Origin of the sequence: Peribacillus sp. ACCC06369 (assembly GCF_030348945.1) — a bacterium.
In the GTDB taxonomy this organism is placed as follows: Bacteria; Bacillota; Bacilli; order Bacillales; family DSM-1321; genus Peribacillus.
Genome location: NZ_JAUCEN010000002.1, coordinates 4,725,122 through 4,741,843 on the forward strand (window position 1 = coordinate 4,725,122; position 16,722 = coordinate 4,741,843).

The window sequence follows — 16,722 nt, forward strand, 5'->3', positions numbered from 1 at the left end:
CAATCCCTTACTAATGTATCCAAATCTTATCCCTCTTTTCTTTACAATCTTATAAATTCCTTCTCATGAAACTGACTCGATTAATTACCTGACCCTTGGAACGGATTGAATAATTTTTTGCACTCGCTAAATCACATCTGTTGTTCCTGATGTGTTGCCATTAAAGTGAGATGAATCGCTGGTGCATGGATTCCGTGGCTTATGTACTTCCTAGGAAAGCAGCTTGGCTCGTTCCGGTTTTCAGCAGAATGGCCCCATTTCGGTATCTATCTTTCCCTTCAAACCAAAATGTTCGGAAGTTCCCCGCCGGTCGAACGTGCAACACCAACCATAATGAGCACCGAAAGATCAACAATGCCTGGAAACATGCCAATAAGTGATCTAAATAGTTCTCCCAAAAATAGAACTTTTAATTTGTTAACCTAAAATATTTTAAGTTAACATATCGATAGAATAATAACATACAAACAAAATATTATTCAATGGTCTTTTTTCAATATTTTACTAGTCTGTCCATTAAAACCTGTGAACGTATGGTTTTTATATGTTAACTAAATAATAAATTAGTTGACATATAAAATGGGAATCAGGCAAACTAATAGTGAGCATTTCGCCTATCATTTCTAAAAAAGGAGGTGAAAACCTTGAAAGCAAGGACGATTTCTTATGTGGCCCTTTTTACCGCGTTAACCGCAATTGGCGCCTTTATTAAAATACCTATCCCTTACATACCATTCACACTTCAAATTCTGGCAGTCTATTTGGCAGGCGCATTATTGGGTCCCCGTCTTGGATTGCTCAGTCAGCTATGCTACGTCTTGATCGGACTTATCGGGGTGCCCGTGTTTGCTGAAGGCGGGGGATTCGGCTATATATTCAAACCCACTTTCGGCTATTTGCTCGGATATATACTGGGAGCCTATGTAAATGGATGGCTGATCAACCGGTTTTCCCTCACCACGATTCGTTCCATATTCTTTGCTAATGCCGCCTCTTTACTGACTGTTTACTTCTTCGGCTGCATCTGGCTGTATGGTGCGATGAAGTGGATTGTGGAAACGCCGCTTTCAATCAACCAAACGATTCTTTACGGCTTCTTATTACCTGTACCCGGTGATCTACTGCTGTGCATTCTATGTGCTGTCATCATTCAACAAGTACGTCCGCGCATTGCAAGATATATAAACTTAAAGGAGCTGAATCATCCATGGGCCAAGCCTACTTTATAACCGGAACTGGCACGGATATTGGAAAGACCATCGTCACGAGCGCACTCTATCTGTCTCTTCAAACATTGGGAAAAAGCGTCACGATATTCAAACCATTTCAAACTGGAATCAATGAGGAAAACAATACATACCCGGACATATCTTGGTTTGAGCAGGAACTCGGTGTAAAGGAATCAGGGTTTTACACACTGGAACCTGAAACCTCCCCACATTTGGCGATTAAATTGACCGGAAAGCAAATTGATGAGAAGAAAGTCGTGGAAAGGGTTCATGAACTTGAGGAAATGTATGACATCGTATTAGTCGAGGGTGCTGGCGGATTGGCTGTCCCGCTCATTGAACGATCCGTTGATTTCTATATGACGACGGATTTCATAAGAGATTGCGGCATGCCTGTCGTATTCGTATCTACAAGTGGTTTAGGGGCGATTCATAATGTCGTGACGACGCATTCGTATGCACAAATCCATGATATATGCGTGAAAACCATTTTGTATAACCACTACCGGTCAGAGGATCGGATTCATAAAGACAATATCGAAACCATTGAAAAGCTGACAGGGCTGAATGGCCTCGCCTGCATCCCAACACTGGCGGATGTTAGAAAAGACTTGAGGATCTGCATCCTTGATTTACTTGGTGATCAAGATTATACCCAACAACTGAAAGAGGTGTTCCAAGCATGAACAGTCAGGATTTAGAGCAATGGGATAAGGAATATGTATGGCATCCGTTCACACAAATGAAAACGTATCGGGAAAGTAAACCGCTGATCATCGAGCGCGGGGAAGGCAGCTACTTGATTGATGTGGATGGCAAACGCTATTTGGACGGCTATGCTTCATTATGGGTGAATGTGCACGGGCATAACGAACCGGAATTAAATGGCGCCCTTATTGAACAAGTGAATAAAGTCGCGCACTCCACGCTGCTGGGATCTGCAAATGTACCATCGATCTTACTGGCAAAAAAACTTGCAGAGATCACTCCTGGTCATTTATCGAAAGTCTTCTACTCTGACACTGGATCTGCTGCTGTGGAAATCGCCCTTAAAGTCGCTTATCAATATTGGCAGAATATCGATCCCGTCAAGTATCGGAATAAAAACAAATTCATCTCCCTTGACGAAGCATACCATGGCGATACTGTCGGTGCCGTGAGTGTTGGCGGAATGGATCTATTCCATAGAATCTTTAAGCCACTCTTATTTCAACGGATTTCCGCCCCTTCACCATATGCCTATCACATGACTGAGTATGGAGATCAAGAAGCAGTGAAAAACCATTGCTTGAAGGAGCTGGAGAAGTTACTGCAAGAACAATCAGAGGAAATTGCAGGATTGATCATCGAACCGCTTGTGCAGGGCGCGGCAGGCATCATAACCCATCCGGCAGGCTTTTTGAAAGAAGTCGAACAATTATGCAGAAAATACAACATCCTCTTAATTTGTGATGAGGTGGCTGTTGGATTCGGTCGAACCGGTACAATGTTTGCCTGCGAACAGGAAGATGTCGTTCCGGATATCATGTGTATGGGCAAAGGGATCACTGGGGGATATATGCCACTCGCAGCAACCATCATGAATGAGCAGATCTTTCAATCCTTCTTGGGAGAACAGGAAGAACATAAAACCTTCTATCACGGCCACACCTATACAGGAAATCAGCTAGCCTGTGCACTGGCCCTGAAGAATATCGAGCTAATGGAAAGCCGCAATCTCATTAAAGACATCCAGAAAAAATCAAAATACCTATCCGAAAAACTGCAAGCACTATACGAGCTTCCGATAGTCGGCGATATCCGCCAGCGCGGCTTCATGATTGGAGTGGAGATCGTTAAAGACCGCCAAACAAAAGAAACGTTCACCCTCCAAGAGAATGTCGTTTACGGAATCATCCATACAGCACGGGAAAATGGCCTGATCATCCGGGAACTTGGTCCAGTCATCACGATGATGCCGATCCTTTCCATGTCAGAAAAGGAACTCGATTTCATGGTCGAAACCGTCTACCGTGCCATTCAGGAAGTCTCCATTCATAAAGGATTGATCCCAGCAGCAAACTGATTCAAAAAGATGTAGAATTAAAAAGGGCACCCTCAATGGGATGCCCTTTTTTTCGCTTGAATTTTGGATGAAGTCACCTATTCAAACAAAGGGATTTCCGGCGGTATCCCGGCTTCAGGCAAGAAATAAATGAAAATGGTGAAACAAATGATAAGCAATGAAAAGATGATTGCAATAAACGAAATGCCCAAATGAAATTTCTTACCTGCTAAATATAAGCTGATCACCAGACTTGCAAACCCAATGATCAAATAAATGCTGGCTCCAACATAGGAATTCAACTTTGGAGTAATCCCCGAGATGAAAAGCAGCACGAAAGTCATTTGCATGGATATGCATATTCCAAGTAAACGTTTCATTTTTACCTCCTGTCTTTTGAAAAATCGAGTGCGATATAAATATAACATTCATCCCTATCCGCTTCTTCATTACGCACCATTAATGGACTAATTTTAATAATGTTGATGTAAATGATTGGATATTTATTGTAAACTGGATAAGCAAAGGAGTGGATTTGCAGTATGGCGTTAACAAAGAAAAGATTTTTCATAAGTTCTATAGTGGGTATCATACTCATGTTTCTTGCTAACTCTGGTCTGCAATACTTCAGTGGCCAACCGATAAAGTGGTCAGGGAATTTAGGATATGCATTCTATTTCGTAGCATTTATTTTACTTTTTATTTGGCTATTTGGAGATTTTGATAAGAAAAAGGCCAATCACTAATGTAAGTGAACTTTGTTTGTACACAAACTCGATAATAATTGATTTTGCCTATAGTTTTTTTGATGAAATTCGAATTTCCACTCTAGGTAATTTTAAGGAGGTTACAAAATGATGTTGGGATTTCCCCTCCTGGTTGCTTGTGTCCCTGGGATGTTAGTAATACTTTTGGCGTGGTGGTTTAGGAAATTACATTTATCTTTATTTGCAAGGCTTTTACCAGGCGTATTAACCGTTATAGCGTCAATTATTTTGTTTTACATTGGTTTTGTGAACATCAGAGGGTTTGAAGGAGCTGGATATGGAATACTGGCTTTCTTTTTACTTCCCTTTGCAATTGTGGCTTCAATAATTGCGAGTAAAAACAAAGGTGTGCAAAGCTAGTCCATTTAGTTCGGATAATCTATGAAAACAGGAATATATACAAGCACTAAAACGATTAAAACCAATAAAAAAACCATTGGTGAAATGACAAATAGCCGAATGCGTTGGGCGTTTGACCCCTCCACCCGTATTATTAAAAACAAAAAAGGAAAGGGTTCTTACAACCGAAAAAAAGAGCAATCCTATAAAGGATGCTCTTTTTTTCATATTAGCTTATTTCTTTTAATGCTTGCTAAGTGTTAGCGAATGCCTTTCATGTAACCTTGAATCTTTGGTGATAAGGCCATCAGGGCCAGTCCAAGGACGATTGAAGCAACACCGATCACTCCAAAATAAGCCATTTCGGTTTGAGGTGTGTAGAATCTAACGATTTGTGCGTTCAGTGCTTGTGCTGCTGCACTTGCCAGGAACCACAGGCTCATCGTTTGTGCCGAGAATGCAGCTGGAGCCAATTTGGTAGTGGCAGAAAGTCCAACTGGCGATAAGCAAAGCTCTCCAAGTACTACAAGGAAATAGCTTAGTACAAGCCATAGTGGATTGACTAATGCGTCTGATCCACCGAAATAAACAGGAAGCAGGATAACCAGGAATGATAAACCGGCGAACAGTAAACCTATTGAGAATTTTTGAGGAATGGTCGGCTGACGCTTTCCTAGTTTAATCCATAACCATGCGAATACTGGTGCAAGGGTAATGATGAACAAAGGGTTCAAAGATTGGAACCATGCCGGGTTTATTTCTATTCCAGCAAAATTCAACTGTGTCCTTTTATCTGCATAGTTTGCCAATATTGTTGCACCTTGCTCTTGAATCGCCCAGAACATGACAGCTGCTATAAACAAAGGAATATAGGCAATCAAGCGTGAACGTTCAACAGAAGTCGTTTTAGGGCTGCGATACATGAAAAAGAAATAAAGGGTCGGAATAACGATCCCTAGGATACCTACAAGATTAATGAAGGTTTTAATCGTTAAGATGCCTTTAGTGGCAGTGATGCCGATAATGGCAGCTATGATAAGTGCAGCTATCCCCAATTTAGTGAATACTTTTTTCTTTTCATTCTGTGATAATGGGTTAGCAGGAAGAGTTCCAGCCAGACCCAGGTTCTTTTTCTTTGTTGCAACAAAGACGATGAGTCCAATTAACATACCAATTGCGGCTATGCCGAACCCAAGGTGAAAGCTGTAGTTCATGACTGAACCAACAATGAGTGGTGAAAGGAATGCACCCATGTTGATACCCATATAGAATATACTGAAACCGGAATCCCGGCGTTCGTCGTTTTCCGCGTAAATTTCACCGACAATGCTGGAAACATTCGGTTTTAATAAACCAGTACCTAGAACAATGAGTACCATGGAAACAAAGAACATGGAGAGATTGCCTGGTACAGCAAGGACAATATGCCCGAGCATGATCAAGATACCACCGTATAATACGGCTTTTGAGGTCCCGAAAATCCTATCGGCAAGCCATCCGCCAATTATACCGGACATATAAACTAAAGATCCGTAAATGGATACAAGGGAAAGGGCTGTGGTTTCATCAAGTCCTAGTCCCCCTTTAGAAACTTCATAATACATATAGTAAACAAGAATGGCTCTCATGCCATAATAGGAGAAACGCTCCCAGAACTCAGTAAAGAAAAGGGTAAATAGTCCTTTTGGGTTTCCAAAAAAACCTTTTTGAGGTACACTATCCACAATTTTCTGTTTATTTATCGTTGCCATACCCAGTCCTCCTTTTATTATTGTATAATAACATTTTATTTTCTCTATTGTAAACAAATATTTAGTATATTTAAATAATTAATTTCAAAGTAAATAATAATGGCATTTCACCCTGCAAGTAACACTGCGAATCCTCCGGAAAAAAACACCATCCAATAGGAAACACCATCAATGATATATTGCCCTAACTTCACGAATGATATTACGTTTAATACCTCATTAGTAATAATTTACCAATTAAATGAAAGTCCAAAAAGGAAAACGCAAATCCCCAACCAAAACCGTTATAGACACCGTATAATAGAAATAACACAAAAATGAGGAGGCACAATAATGCTCGGTATCATAACCGTCGTGATGATTTTTTCCATCCCTATACTCGGCATACTGACAACCCATTTCGAAAAACAGTCAAAAACCAAACACAACATGCTCAAAGATGAATTGGAACTTGAAAAACTTAAACATGCAAACTTTCTTATGGAGACGGAAAAAATGAGGCTGGAACTGGATCAGATGAAATTCGATGAAAAAAGGGACGAGCCAAGGTTACTGTAATCAAGTAACGTTGGTTCGTCCTTTTTAGTGGGCATTGTGAGGTCCCCGTTTTAAAACCATCCCGCCCGTCATAAGAATGATTAATGCACCTTACAAATAAGTTCGTTTTAATGGATATATTGATTGCCCACAAGAAGATCTGTTAGCACCTTTGTCGGGATTATGAACTCGACGGCCCCCATATATCCCGGGGCAGCTTCATAGCTGTTAAAGGCGATGACTAGCTTGCCATCTTCGTTTATATAAAAGTTTTGGTTTTCATCTATGCCTTTAAAAGCAGTAAAATCATCATCTTCGACCCAATATATCTTTTCCGGATCTTCAGCCATCTGCCGCTTCATCTGTTCCTTTATGTTCTCACTGATCACCTGGAGATAACGATCATCTTTAAATAAGCTATTTAACGTTAAAAGCACTTCGTTTTTCTTGTCGACTGTATCGAATTGACTTTCTGTAGAACTGGAAGCCTGGATCTTATCCGTATAACGCCGTACGGATAAGATCGTTTCATTATCCGTCAATATCTCATACCCGCTTTCCACCGAGATATTACCCTTTTCGCCTTCCTTCAGTTTTGACATGGAATCCGAGAATTCCTTATAGAGCTGCTTGCTTTCCGATAAGTATTTATCATTCAAGCTATTTTCAAGCTGTTTATTCTCCAGACCGGATATAGCAGGTGTTTTGATTACTGCCGAGGAATTATTCGCTTCTTCTTTCCATTCGACGAAGGTGATCACATCAATGACCTTATCGACTATTGGAATATCACTCATGGCTTTCGCCACTGCCGGACTGATGTTTACGGAAGCTGTCACAATCAGAAGCGCTGCAGCCGCTGACACCAGGATATTCCTGCCAACCCTTGGCTTCTTCCTTGGCCTTTCATTCAAGGCGGCTTGAACGACATCTTTCAATTCCTTTGGGATCGGTGTTTTAAGATACTCTTCCCGTAGATCTTTTAATTTTTTTTCCATCTTTTCGTTTCCTCCCGTTCAGTCATGTTGATCCGCAATAGTTGCAGCGCTTTATATAATCTCGTTTTAATCGTGCTTACGTTCTCTTCCAGCACTTCCGCTATCTCTTCCAACTTCAGGTCCTCAAAGAAACGAAGGACGACTACCGTTTTATACTTGACCGAAAGTCCTTCAAGGGCCTTTTGCAAATCCAGATCAGCATAGTGATCTTCCTCACCGCTGCGTAAGTACTCTATTGTTTCGTCATCGGCGACGGTCAGCTTCTTTTTCTTTCGCAAAACATCAATTGCCGTTCGGACGATGATCTTATATAACCAACTATCTATAGAAGCAGCGTCTTTTATTTTGCTGCTGGAGGCCAGCGCTTTCCTGATCGATTCCTGCACGATATCAAGCGCATCCTCTTGATTTTTGACATAGTAAAAAGCAAGTCTGTACAAATTTTCCTGCCGTTCGGTTATCCGGTCCGTTATTAATTGATTCATATCTAGATTTTTCATTGCATGATAGAGCTCCTTACATTTAAATTACGTATCCTAGGTACAAAGGATAGACGTTCGTGCAGCCATAAAAGTTTGAAATTGATCAAGGAAATATTTTTATATAAAAAAATGAAAATATTTACAAACTTTTAAGGCTTTTGGCGCGTCTATATAGTAGAATGATTATCGAGGTGGAGTGCATCATGAGGAAATTAAATTATAAAAAAGTCTTTATTTTTCTATTTTGTCTAACAGCTGCAGTGGGAACGATGGGGTTAGCCATTAAAAGCCTTGCTTTTGATAAGAAAAGAACCGTTTCGGCCTATACAACTGATAAAAATTACCCAGAAGCCGATATTCAAACGTATGTGAAAGATAATACGAAAGGCGGGTATTCAGCCAGCAGGCCTGTTCTGCATTTAGAAAAGATCGACAAGCAGCTAGAAGCTTACATAAAGAAAGAAATTAAGAATTATGAAAAGAAATGGAAAGCATCCGACGGAAAAGCTTCCGAGCTTAACCTCACCTATACGATCCTCCATTTCAGCAAACAGACCATTACGATTTCCTTCGATAAATATGAGCAAGTGGAAGGAAAGAAACAGTCTGGAACCCAGATCTTCACTTATGATATTCCATCTCAGCAAAAGCTCTCTATAGAAGACATCTTTGCCACGGATACTGATTATTTATCCGTTTTATCCGATATTGTTTTTGAAGAGTTAACGCAGAAGGAAGAAGAAGGCATTTCAAACAGTCTCATTAAAAAGGAAAACAAACTGAAGGCAGCCAACTTCAATTCTTTTTCAGTCTTGAAAAATACGCTCATATTCTACGTTAAGACTGATGATTCAACTAAGACCCATACAATAGCCATCAAGAAGGATCTTTTTAAAGATAGTTTGCTAGATTCATATCAAAGTCAAGATTTGAATGAGGATCGTGTAAAGGAATGGCAGCCGAAACATATCGTCGCCAAACTGCCCGTGCAAAAGGAATGGATCGACCCTTCAAAAAAGGTCATTGCCTTGACGTTCGATGACGGGCCGCATCCAAGTTATACCATGTCCATTCTTGAAAACCTGAAAAAGTATGATGGACACGCGACGTTTTTCGTGCTTGGAAGCCGCGTACAGCACTATCCGGAAGTTCTGCAAAAAATGCTGCAGCAAGGAAATGAGATCGGCAACCATTCATGGGATCATCCGCAGCTGACGCGCTTAAGCAAGAACAAAATCGAAGATCAAATCGAAAAGACCCAAGACGCTGTAGAAAAAGCTACAGGTACTGAGCCAAATCTCGTCCGTCCCCCATATGGAGCGATTAACAATAATGTGCGTGAACACATGGAGGATATGAAAGTCTCACTTTGGGATGTCGATCCAGAAGATTGGAAAGAACGCAATGAAAAGAAAATCGTAAACAAAGTGATGAGCAAAGCCAAAGATGGCAGAATCATATTAATGCATGATATCTATCAAACTAGCGCCCAGGCTGCAGGAAAAATCATCAAACAACTGCATGACCAAGGTTATCAACTGGTCACAATTTCGGAATTGGAAAAGGTAAAAAAAGATCGTGAACTTTCCGGAATCACCATAAATGAATAATCAAAAGAAAGAGCCTGTTTCGTCATTCGAAACAGGCTCTTTGCATTCAAATAAAATAAGCAGACCTTTGATCATAAAGCAAAGGTCTGCTTGTTTTCTCATTCACCAAGGTCTACATTATGATAAACTTGTTGAACATCTTCCAAATCTTCCAATGCATCAATCATTTTTTCGAATTGTGCTTGTGCATCTTCTGGCAGGGTAAGGTCATTTTGTGCAAGCATAGTCAACTCTGCCACGGTAAAATCGGTGATTCCTGCATCCTTGAATGCTTGTTGCACAGCATGGAATTGTTCAGGTTCAGCATAAACGATGACCGATTCTTCTTCTTCAATGATGTCACGTACATCAACATCCGCTTCCATGAGCAGTTCAAGCACATCATCAGCCGTTTTACCTTCAATCCCGATTACAGCCGTTGCGTCGAACATATAAGCAACAGATCCGCTGACACCCATATTCCCGCCATTTTTCCCAAACGCGGCACGTACATCAGATGCCGTCCGGTTCACGTTATTTGTCAATGCATCCACGATGACCATTGAACCATTTGGACCGAATCCTTCATAACGAAGTTCGTCATAGCTTTCTTCTGAACCGCCTTTGGCCTTTTCAATCGCACGGTCAATGATCGCTCTCGGAACATTGTACGTTTTCGCACGCTCAAGTACGACCCTTAATGCCTGATTGGATTCTGGATCTGGTTCACCTTGTTTCGCCACTACATATATTTCCCGTCCGAACTTAGCATAAATCCGACTTGTATTTGCATCTTTTGACGCTTTTTTTTCTTTAATGTTATTCCACTTACGACCCATTATATTCCACTCTCTTTCATCATTGAATATATACGAATTGATTATTAAGATACTGCTCTAAGAGAAAACCCATTAAGAGAATTCCTTTAAAGATAGACAGTACGTTTACTAGATTATATTATACATCAATTGTATAAATTTGAAAAAGTCTGCACATCAACCACTGGCATTAAATCGACGGTTTGGCGCCATATATTATAAAATACTACGGAATACATCAAGAGTGGTATAGTATGAAGTGATTGGAAAGGAGAGATGATTCATGACGGAAAACCAAATCATCATCGGGATACCCGGAAAGTGGAAGGACCGGACAGAATTGATTCAAACGGTAGCCTCCCAAAGCGAAGGGTATCTGTTAGCCGGGAATATTTTTCATAACAAGGATAAGAACATAACTTTTCAGGCGGAGATCCAGGATTATGAACCCACTTTAACAGAGACCTTTTCCTACGCCAGTAAAGGCGCCTTTCCAGAGAGTTTATTAGCGGAAATCAATGACCATACCTTTACCGTTTATATAATTGCTGATATATCCAATGTTGGAAATGTTTCAGATTTGATCGATGCCGGTGCAGCAATCCTTAGGGCAGGCGGAATGGCAGTGAAAATAGAAACAGCTGGCATTGCCCATTCAAAGGAAGATTGGCAACAACTTCATCATAGCCCCGATATTCTCTCGGTATATGCTCATTTTGTCACGATCATCGGTGAAGAGGATTATTATTGTTCTTTCGGAATGAAAGCTTTTGGTCTTCCGGATGCCGTGACACTTAACACAATGAGTCCGAAAGAGGCGGCTGCTCTACTTAACACATTCAATTATTACCATGTAGGTGAACAGCCTCTCTTTAAGAATGGCGAAACCTTTAGCATACAAAAAGACGCACCTGACTTCATATTGACGGGCCTTCAGGACTTTAGATACGAAGAAGACCATCCCTTCTATAACCCATTTGGATTGTGGAATTTAGGGACAAGTAAATAGTGGGGCAATTCGCTCCTCCCAAACTGTAGACAAATTCGAATAAAGCGAGTTTGCCTACAGTTTTTTTATTGATTTCAGAAATCTGCTCCCTTTCCGCCGACTGTCTGCCAAGCTTCCTCGCCGCAAGCATCTAGCAGGGTCTCGGCTAGCCAGTTTTTCGGCAGGAGTGTCGCAAATTTCTTCTATCCAATAAGGATTACAATAAAAAAACTTTAAGGATAATCTAGTCTTGTTTTAAAATCTTGGTTCGGGATGAGACCATATCTCCCCACTTTTACCGACAAACTCTGAGGAGTAATTCGCTCCTCCATTTTTATTTTTTCAACTGAGTTTTTCACGCTTTTCTTCGTCATGTTCTTTCTTCACGAGGGACATGCCGCTCGCTTTGTATTTGAGGATCTTTTGAATGACCGTGCCAAGATGTGCTCCAGCTTCAACGGGTGGAATCCCGCCTTTATGGATGTTGGAAATGACCATCCGCTCTGCTTCAATTGTGCCCAAGCGAGGTTTATAGCAAATATAAGCGCTCAATGATTCAGCACTGACGAGACCAGGCCGTTCACCGATTAACAGGACAATGACCTCAGGTCCAAGGATTTCACCGATATCATCCATCACGGCAACCCGGCCCTTTTCAATATAAAAAGGGGTACCTGTATCCAGTTTTGCCACTGCCAAGGATTGTTTGAAAGATAAATAGACGTCCTCCATATTTTCTTCGATCGCCTTGGCACTTAAGCCATCGGATATGATGATCTGAACCGTAGGGGCCTTAATGCATTTGGCTTCTATCACCCGCTTTGCTTCATCCGAAAGCTTCCTGCCGTAATCCGGACGCCGCAGATAGACTTCCTTATCATCGGCCTTCGTTTTCACCTTGAATAAATCCAAGCGTTTCAACAGAATTTCACTGACCTCACCATATACAGCATCAACAGCTGCTGCATGGTCAAAACGGAATTTCAGCCAAGAATCCGTTTTCGGCCGTGTTCCCGATCTGCCTACCCCTATCCGCGCAGGGGTTTTCGCCATCAAAGCATCCAAATCTTCCTTATTATTCATTCCCATATCATCCACTCCTAATGGTTAAATATCGTTGGATCACCTGCACGCTTCGTTAACTTGCCGTTTTCCATAATCCCCATCTTCTCCACCCAAACTTCATATAAGGGGGCAGGCCGCTTATCCATCGTTTGCCTCAAAGTCGCTATATCGTGGTAACTCAAAGACTGATAGTTTAACATGCAGTCATCCCCCATCGGAGTTGCGATGATGAAATTCACGCCAGCCGCAGTTAAAAGTACACCCAAGTCCTCGATATCATTTTGATCCGCCTTCATATGATTCGTGTAGCAAATATCGACTCCCATCGGCAGTCCATGCATTTTTCCCATGAAATGATCTTCTAACCCGGCGCGGATTACCTGCTTGCTGTTATATAAATATTCAGGTCCGATGAATCCGACGACCGTATTGACAATGTACGGATCAAAATAGCGGGCAAATCCATAGTTCCTCGCTTCAAGCGTCACCTGATCGATTCCGAAATGCGCTTCCGCCGATAACTCGGAGCCTTGCCCCGTTTCAAAATAAAGATGCTGTGGACCTGTTCCGGTCCCATAGGCCTTTGCCACCTCATTGGCTTCTTCGAGCAATTGAACATTAATTCCAAAAGAACGATTGGCCGTTTCGGTTCCGGCTATGCTTTGAAAGATCATATCAGCAGGTGCCCCCTGCTGTACGGCCTTAATTTGTGTGGTCACATGCGCAAGCACACAATTTTGGGTCGGGATGTTCCACTTCTGGATGACATCCTGTGTCGCATGAAGCAGCCGCTTTACGCTTTCGACTGAATCATCGACAGGGTTGATTCCAATGAGTGCATCCCCGATTCCATAGGAGAGGCCTTCTTTTAAAGAAGCGAGCATGCCATCCACATTGTCTGTCGGGTGGTTAGGCTGAAGGCGCGAGGCAAGCGTTCCTTTATATCCGATCGTGCTATTATTCTTGGTGAGCACTTCAATTTTATTGGCTGCATGAATGAGGTCGAGGTTCGACATCAGCTTGGCGGCAGCAGCAATCATTTCACTATTCAACCCCCTGCTTATTCGCTTTAAATCCTCTCCCGTCGTTTCGTCACTTAAAATATATTCACGCAGCTCGGCAACGCTCCAATTCTTCACAGATTGATAGATGGTTCCATTGATGAGACCATCTATCACCCGTGACACTTCATCCTCTTCCGGGGAGAGTAAGGGATAGTTCCTAATGTCTGCCAAAGTCAATTCGCTAAGCACCGCTTTCGCCGCAATCCGTTCTTGGACCGATTCTGCTGCAATTCCCGCAAGCCTATCTCCTGATTTCTCTTCATTCGCTTTGGCCAAGACTTCTTTCAACGATTTGAATTGATGGATTTCCCCAAAGTATTGAGTGGATAATTTCATCGTGTAATCCTCCTTTTTCTAACTGTGAAAGGTTAGCGTTTTTACGACAACCGGAACGACCCCTGTACGCAGCAGCCTTCCTATATCTAAATAATCACCATGTTCCACTTGTGTCTGATCAATGCAGATGACCGGCAGATCTGGTTGATTCGCTAGAAATGTTTGACCAAGCACCTTCCCATAATCACTATCCATGACAATGATCAGAGGCTGCTGCTGATTCGGTTTTTGCTTCAAAGCCTCGGTAAAAACGACTGCGAGCTGCTGAATGTCCCGAAATGATAGATAAGGCAAATTCGTTAAATAAAAGGCAAAATTAAGGCCTTCATGCTGGGGATCGTATATCGTGATCGCATCCTGAACAGCTTGTTTCATTCTCTCGGCTCCATCATCCAGCACGCCTTGAAAATCGAGCCGATAGACTGGGATATTACGAATTGGCAGATGGGAATCATTCACCTCGATGGTAGCACCGCTGATTTCAGTTGTATGTGCGCCTGCTCCAAGGACAGTCGCCCGAACCGTTTCAACGGGCTGTTCCCACTCCCATGCAGCCAATCCTTCATTTTCCTTTATAGAGGTTGCAAGCATCATGCCGATATCCCGGAAGCTTTTGTCCTTCCGTTCTTCATGATAAATGCAATCACTGACCCCGCCCGAGAACATTAACCCATCTATTCGTCCTGTCCACGATGGCTCCTTGCCCACTAAAAGGAGTTTATCTTCGTTTGTGTATGAACCAGCCAGAAACCGCAAAAGCACCTTCGACATTTCATTTGCGATGATTGCCCCATCACCATTCAAAGGAGAATACCCCTTTGATTTCAGCCATTTTCCTATTGAAGGAGCAACCTTCACCTCCGCTCCCTCCCATTCAACCAAACGGCCTCCTATATGCAGTGTGCAAGTTCCGCAAAGCATGCCAGAACGGTATACGGCAATATTCGCCGTTCCCCCGCCAATGTCTATGTTCGCAATTGTCTTTCCTGTCTCAATGGAATGTTGATAGGCACCGGATCCCTTGGCGGCAATGATTCCCTCCAAATCCGGACCGGCTGCCGCTACAAGGAATTCCCCTGCCGCTTTGGATAACTGGTGTACCATTTCTTCTGCATTTTGTTTGGTTGCCGTTTCCCCTGTGATGATGACAGCCCCTGTTTGTATGTTTTCCATCATGATTCCGGCTTGATGATATTCACTTTCCACCATTCTTTGAACGGCAGGTATATCAATTACCGTATCGGATAAAAGCGGGGTCCTGAAAATGGGACTTCGATACAGAATTTTCTTATCGGTAATTTCGATTTTTGGCACCTGTCCGCCACCCGCCACATTCCTAAGCGAAAGCTCGCTGATAACAAGTTTCGTCGTACTGGTGCCAATATCAATTCCTGCACTGATGATTCGTTCCACCTGTTCATTCATTAGAATTCCACCTCAGTTTTACACCACTCGGATTTCATTTCCATCTTCTTCCTTGTTTTCACCTTTATATTCATTTATGCCGATAACTCCTGCTGCACGATCCTTTTCCTCCAATTCCAAAGCTTTCGGAACGGACAGCCAGTAAGCAAGACCGATTCCAATAACACCGGCAGATAGCTTGCCTACAATGATCGGTAATATTAAGGATGGCTGAAAGTTGGCTGTGAAAGATAAATGATCGCCTAATAGGAAGGCCGCACACACAGCGAAGGAAATGTTTATGACCTTATCCTTCGGCGGCATATCTTTAACAAGTTTGAACATCGCCAATATATTGGCTACCGTGGCTAATATCCCTGCACTCCCCGCTTTGCTCAATCCGATTTTCCCGCCCATCGCTTCAAGCGGCTTGCCTGCATACTTTTGAATCAGGTAAATCATTGGAAAAGCACCTGCCAGCATGATTCCGATATACCCCGCCGTTTCCAGGGCACGGAACTGGTCTGCCTTATCGGCCATGATCGGATGGAATCCCCAAGCACCAAATACATTGGAAAACAGTCCGGTGAAAATTTCCACGATTGAAAACACAAGTACGAGTTTAATCGCGGCATCCAGTATTTTCCCAAACCACATGAAACCTTTGATCATCAAATCCGGCAGGAAATAAAGACCTAACGCAAGCAATACCACAAAAATGAGAAGGGGGGAAAGATTCAGGGCAATTTTCAAATAGCTCAACGCGAATTCGTATGTAGAATCCGCATTCGTGGAAATAACTTCGCGGATTTTCGAATTCGTTGCCACCACTAGCACGCTTGAGATGAAAGCGCCAATCGGAATCGTCAGGATTCCTGACATGACACCAAGAGCCATGTATTTATGATCACGCTTCTCTAACATGGCAAGTCCCATTGGAATCGAGAATACAATCGTTGCTCCAGACATGAATCCGACAATCATCGCCATGATCCAACCTTCATATGATTCCTGGAGCTCGGCAGCCAATTGGTAGCCCCCCATATCCGTTGCCAAAATCGTGGTTGCAGCAAGGGCGGGATCTGCACCAATTGCAGCGAAAACCGGACCGCATACTGTATCGATGAACCATGATAAATATGGGATTGAGGCCATGATTCCAGCCGCCGGGATGAATATATGGCCCACGGTATGCAAACCTTCCATGAATTGCTTGCCCAACCCTCGCTCACTGTCTTTAATCGATGCAAAAGCACCAACAACAGCACACACCATAATGATATAAATAACGAATTTTCCTACCATCTCCAT

General features: G+C 42.4%; 16 protein-coding genes and 1 pseudogene. 8 read left to right on the forward strand and 9 right to left on the reverse strand.

The features are described from left to right. Positions 1 to 644: 644 nt before the first annotated feature. The 3 genes from QUF78_RS23935 to bioA are packed head-to-tail and all read left to right on the forward strand — an operon-like array spanning position 645 to position 3,294. Complete coding sequence (locus tag QUF78_RS23935; protein ID WP_289326662.1) at positions 645 to 1,229, forward strand: biotin transporter BioY; 585 nt, start codon at positions 645 to 647, stop codon at positions 1,227 to 1,229. Next, the gene (bioD, locus tag QUF78_RS23940; RefSeq protein WP_289326663.1) at positions 1,208 to 1,915 is read left to right on the forward strand and encodes a dethiobiotin synthase; all 708 of its coding nucleotides are present in this window, start codon (positions 1,208 to 1,210) and stop codon (positions 1,913 to 1,915) included. Before QUF78_RS23935 ends, bioD begins: the two co-directional genes overlap by 22 nt. After that, positions 1,912 to 3,294, forward strand: coding sequence for an adenosylmethionine--8-amino-7-oxononanoate transaminase (gene bioA, locus QUF78_RS23945; protein WP_289326664.1), 1,383 nt, complete (start codon positions 1,912 to 1,914; stop codon positions 3,292 to 3,294). The genes bioD and bioA overlap by 4 nt, the downstream gene beginning before the upstream one ends. A 77-nt stretch (positions 3,295 to 3,371) precedes the next feature. Here the strand turns inward: bioA and QUF78_RS23950 are convergent, their stop codons facing one another. Beyond that, positions 3,372 to 3,653: a hypothetical protein gene (locus QUF78_RS23950; protein ID WP_289326665.1), complete on the reverse strand. Its 282-nt coding sequence runs from the start codon at positions 3,651 to 3,653 to the stop codon at positions 3,372 to 3,374. Between the two features lie 474 nt (positions 3,654 to 4,127). On the opposite strand from QUF78_RS23950, the gene QUF78_RS23955 reads away from it, so the two are divergent. Next, a complete protein-coding gene (locus QUF78_RS23955; RefSeq protein WP_289326666.1) occupies positions 4,128 to 4,400 on the forward strand; it encodes a YesK family protein in 273 nt (90 codons plus the stop codon). Positions 4,401 to 4,421: 21 nt separating this feature from the next. Beyond that, on the forward strand, positions 4,422 to 4,643 hold the full coding sequence (arfA, locus tag QUF78_RS23960; protein WP_289326667.1) for an alternative ribosome rescue factor ArfA: 222 nt from the start codon (positions 4,422 to 4,424) through the stop codon (positions 4,641 to 4,643). On the opposite strand, the gene QUF78_RS23965 is transcribed toward arfA, so the two are convergent. Beyond that, positions 4,640 to 6,130 (reverse strand): peptide MFS transporter, encoded by a 1,491-nt coding sequence (locus QUF78_RS23965; RefSeq protein ID WP_289326668.1) that lies wholly within the window; start codon positions 6,128 to 6,130, stop codon positions 4,640 to 4,642. The genes arfA and QUF78_RS23965 overlap by 4 nt on opposite strands. A gap of 333 nt (positions 6,131 to 6,463) precedes the next feature. Here QUF78_RS23965 and QUF78_RS23970 point away from each other — a divergent pair, with 333 nt between their 5' ends. Beyond that, positions 6,464 to 6,688 (forward strand): hypothetical protein, encoded by a 225-nt coding sequence (locus QUF78_RS23970; protein ID WP_289314701.1) that lies wholly within the window; start codon positions 6,464 to 6,466, stop codon positions 6,686 to 6,688. Positions 6,689 to 6,795: 107 nt separating this feature from the next. Here QUF78_RS23970 and rsiV read toward each other — a convergent pair whose 3' ends face one another. Together rsiV and QUF78_RS23980 are read right to left on the reverse strand one after the other, a co-directional pair. After that, on the reverse strand, positions 6,796 to 7,665 hold the full coding sequence (gene rsiV, locus QUF78_RS23975; protein WP_289326669.1) for an anti-sigma-V factor RsiV: 870 nt from the start codon (positions 7,663 to 7,665) through the stop codon (positions 6,796 to 6,798). Next, the gene (locus QUF78_RS23980; RefSeq protein ID WP_289326670.1) at positions 7,650 to 8,165 is read right to left on the reverse strand and encodes an RNA polymerase sigma factor SigV; all 516 of its coding nucleotides are present in this window, start codon (positions 8,163 to 8,165) and stop codon (positions 7,650 to 7,652) included. The genes rsiV and QUF78_RS23980 overlap by 16 nt, the downstream gene beginning before the upstream one ends. A 185-nt stretch (positions 8,166 to 8,350) precedes the next feature. Here QUF78_RS23980 and QUF78_RS23985 point away from each other — a divergent pair, with 185 nt between their 5' ends. Continuing rightward, positions 8,351 to 9,757 (forward strand): polysaccharide deacetylase family protein, encoded by a 1,407-nt coding sequence (locus QUF78_RS23985; RefSeq protein WP_289326671.1) that lies wholly within the window; start codon positions 8,351 to 8,353, stop codon positions 9,755 to 9,757. Between the two features lie 98 nt (positions 9,758 to 9,855). Here the strand turns inward: QUF78_RS23985 and QUF78_RS23990 are convergent, their stop codons facing one another. Continuing rightward, the gene (locus tag QUF78_RS23990; RefSeq protein ID WP_289314697.1) at positions 9,856 to 10,575 is read right to left on the reverse strand and encodes a YebC/PmpR family DNA-binding transcriptional regulator; all 720 of its coding nucleotides are present in this window, start codon (positions 10,573 to 10,575) and stop codon (positions 9,856 to 9,858) included. A gap of 262 nt (positions 10,576 to 10,837) precedes the next feature. Here QUF78_RS23990 and QUF78_RS23995 point away from each other — a divergent pair, with 262 nt between their 5' ends. Beyond that, positions 10,838 to 11,563 carry a DUF4261 domain-containing protein gene (locus QUF78_RS23995; RefSeq protein ID WP_289326672.1) on the forward strand — a complete coding sequence of 242 codons (726 nt, stop codon included), beginning with the start codon at positions 10,838 to 10,840 and terminating at the stop codon, positions 11,561 to 11,563. 321 nt (positions 11,564 to 11,884) lie between these two features. Here the strand turns inward: QUF78_RS23995 and eutC are convergent. The 4 genes and pseudogenes from eutC to eutH form a co-directional block, all read right to left on the reverse strand. Continuing rightward, positions 11,885 to 12,610, reverse strand: a pseudogene (eutC, locus tag QUF78_RS24000) (ethanolamine ammonia-lyase subunit EutC); the annotation flags it as partial. A gap of 32 nt (positions 12,611 to 12,642) precedes the next feature. Beyond that, positions 12,643 to 14,007: an ethanolamine ammonia-lyase subunit EutB gene (locus QUF78_RS24005; RefSeq protein ID WP_289326673.1), complete on the reverse strand. Its 1,365-nt coding sequence runs from the start codon at positions 14,005 to 14,007 to the stop codon at positions 12,643 to 12,645. Between the two features lie 18 nt (positions 14,008 to 14,025). Beyond that, positions 14,026 to 15,432 carry an ethanolamine ammonia-lyase reactivating factor EutA gene (locus QUF78_RS24010; protein ID WP_289326674.1) on the reverse strand — a complete coding sequence of 469 codons (1,407 nt, stop codon included), beginning with the start codon at positions 15,430 to 15,432 and terminating at the stop codon, positions 14,026 to 14,028. An 18-nt stretch (positions 15,433 to 15,450) separates the two neighbouring features. Continuing rightward, positions 15,451 to 16,722, reverse strand: a complete 1,272-nt coding sequence (gene eutH, locus QUF78_RS24015) for an ethanolamine utilization protein EutH (protein ID WP_289326675.1) — start codon at positions 16,720 to 16,722, stop codon at positions 15,451 to 15,453.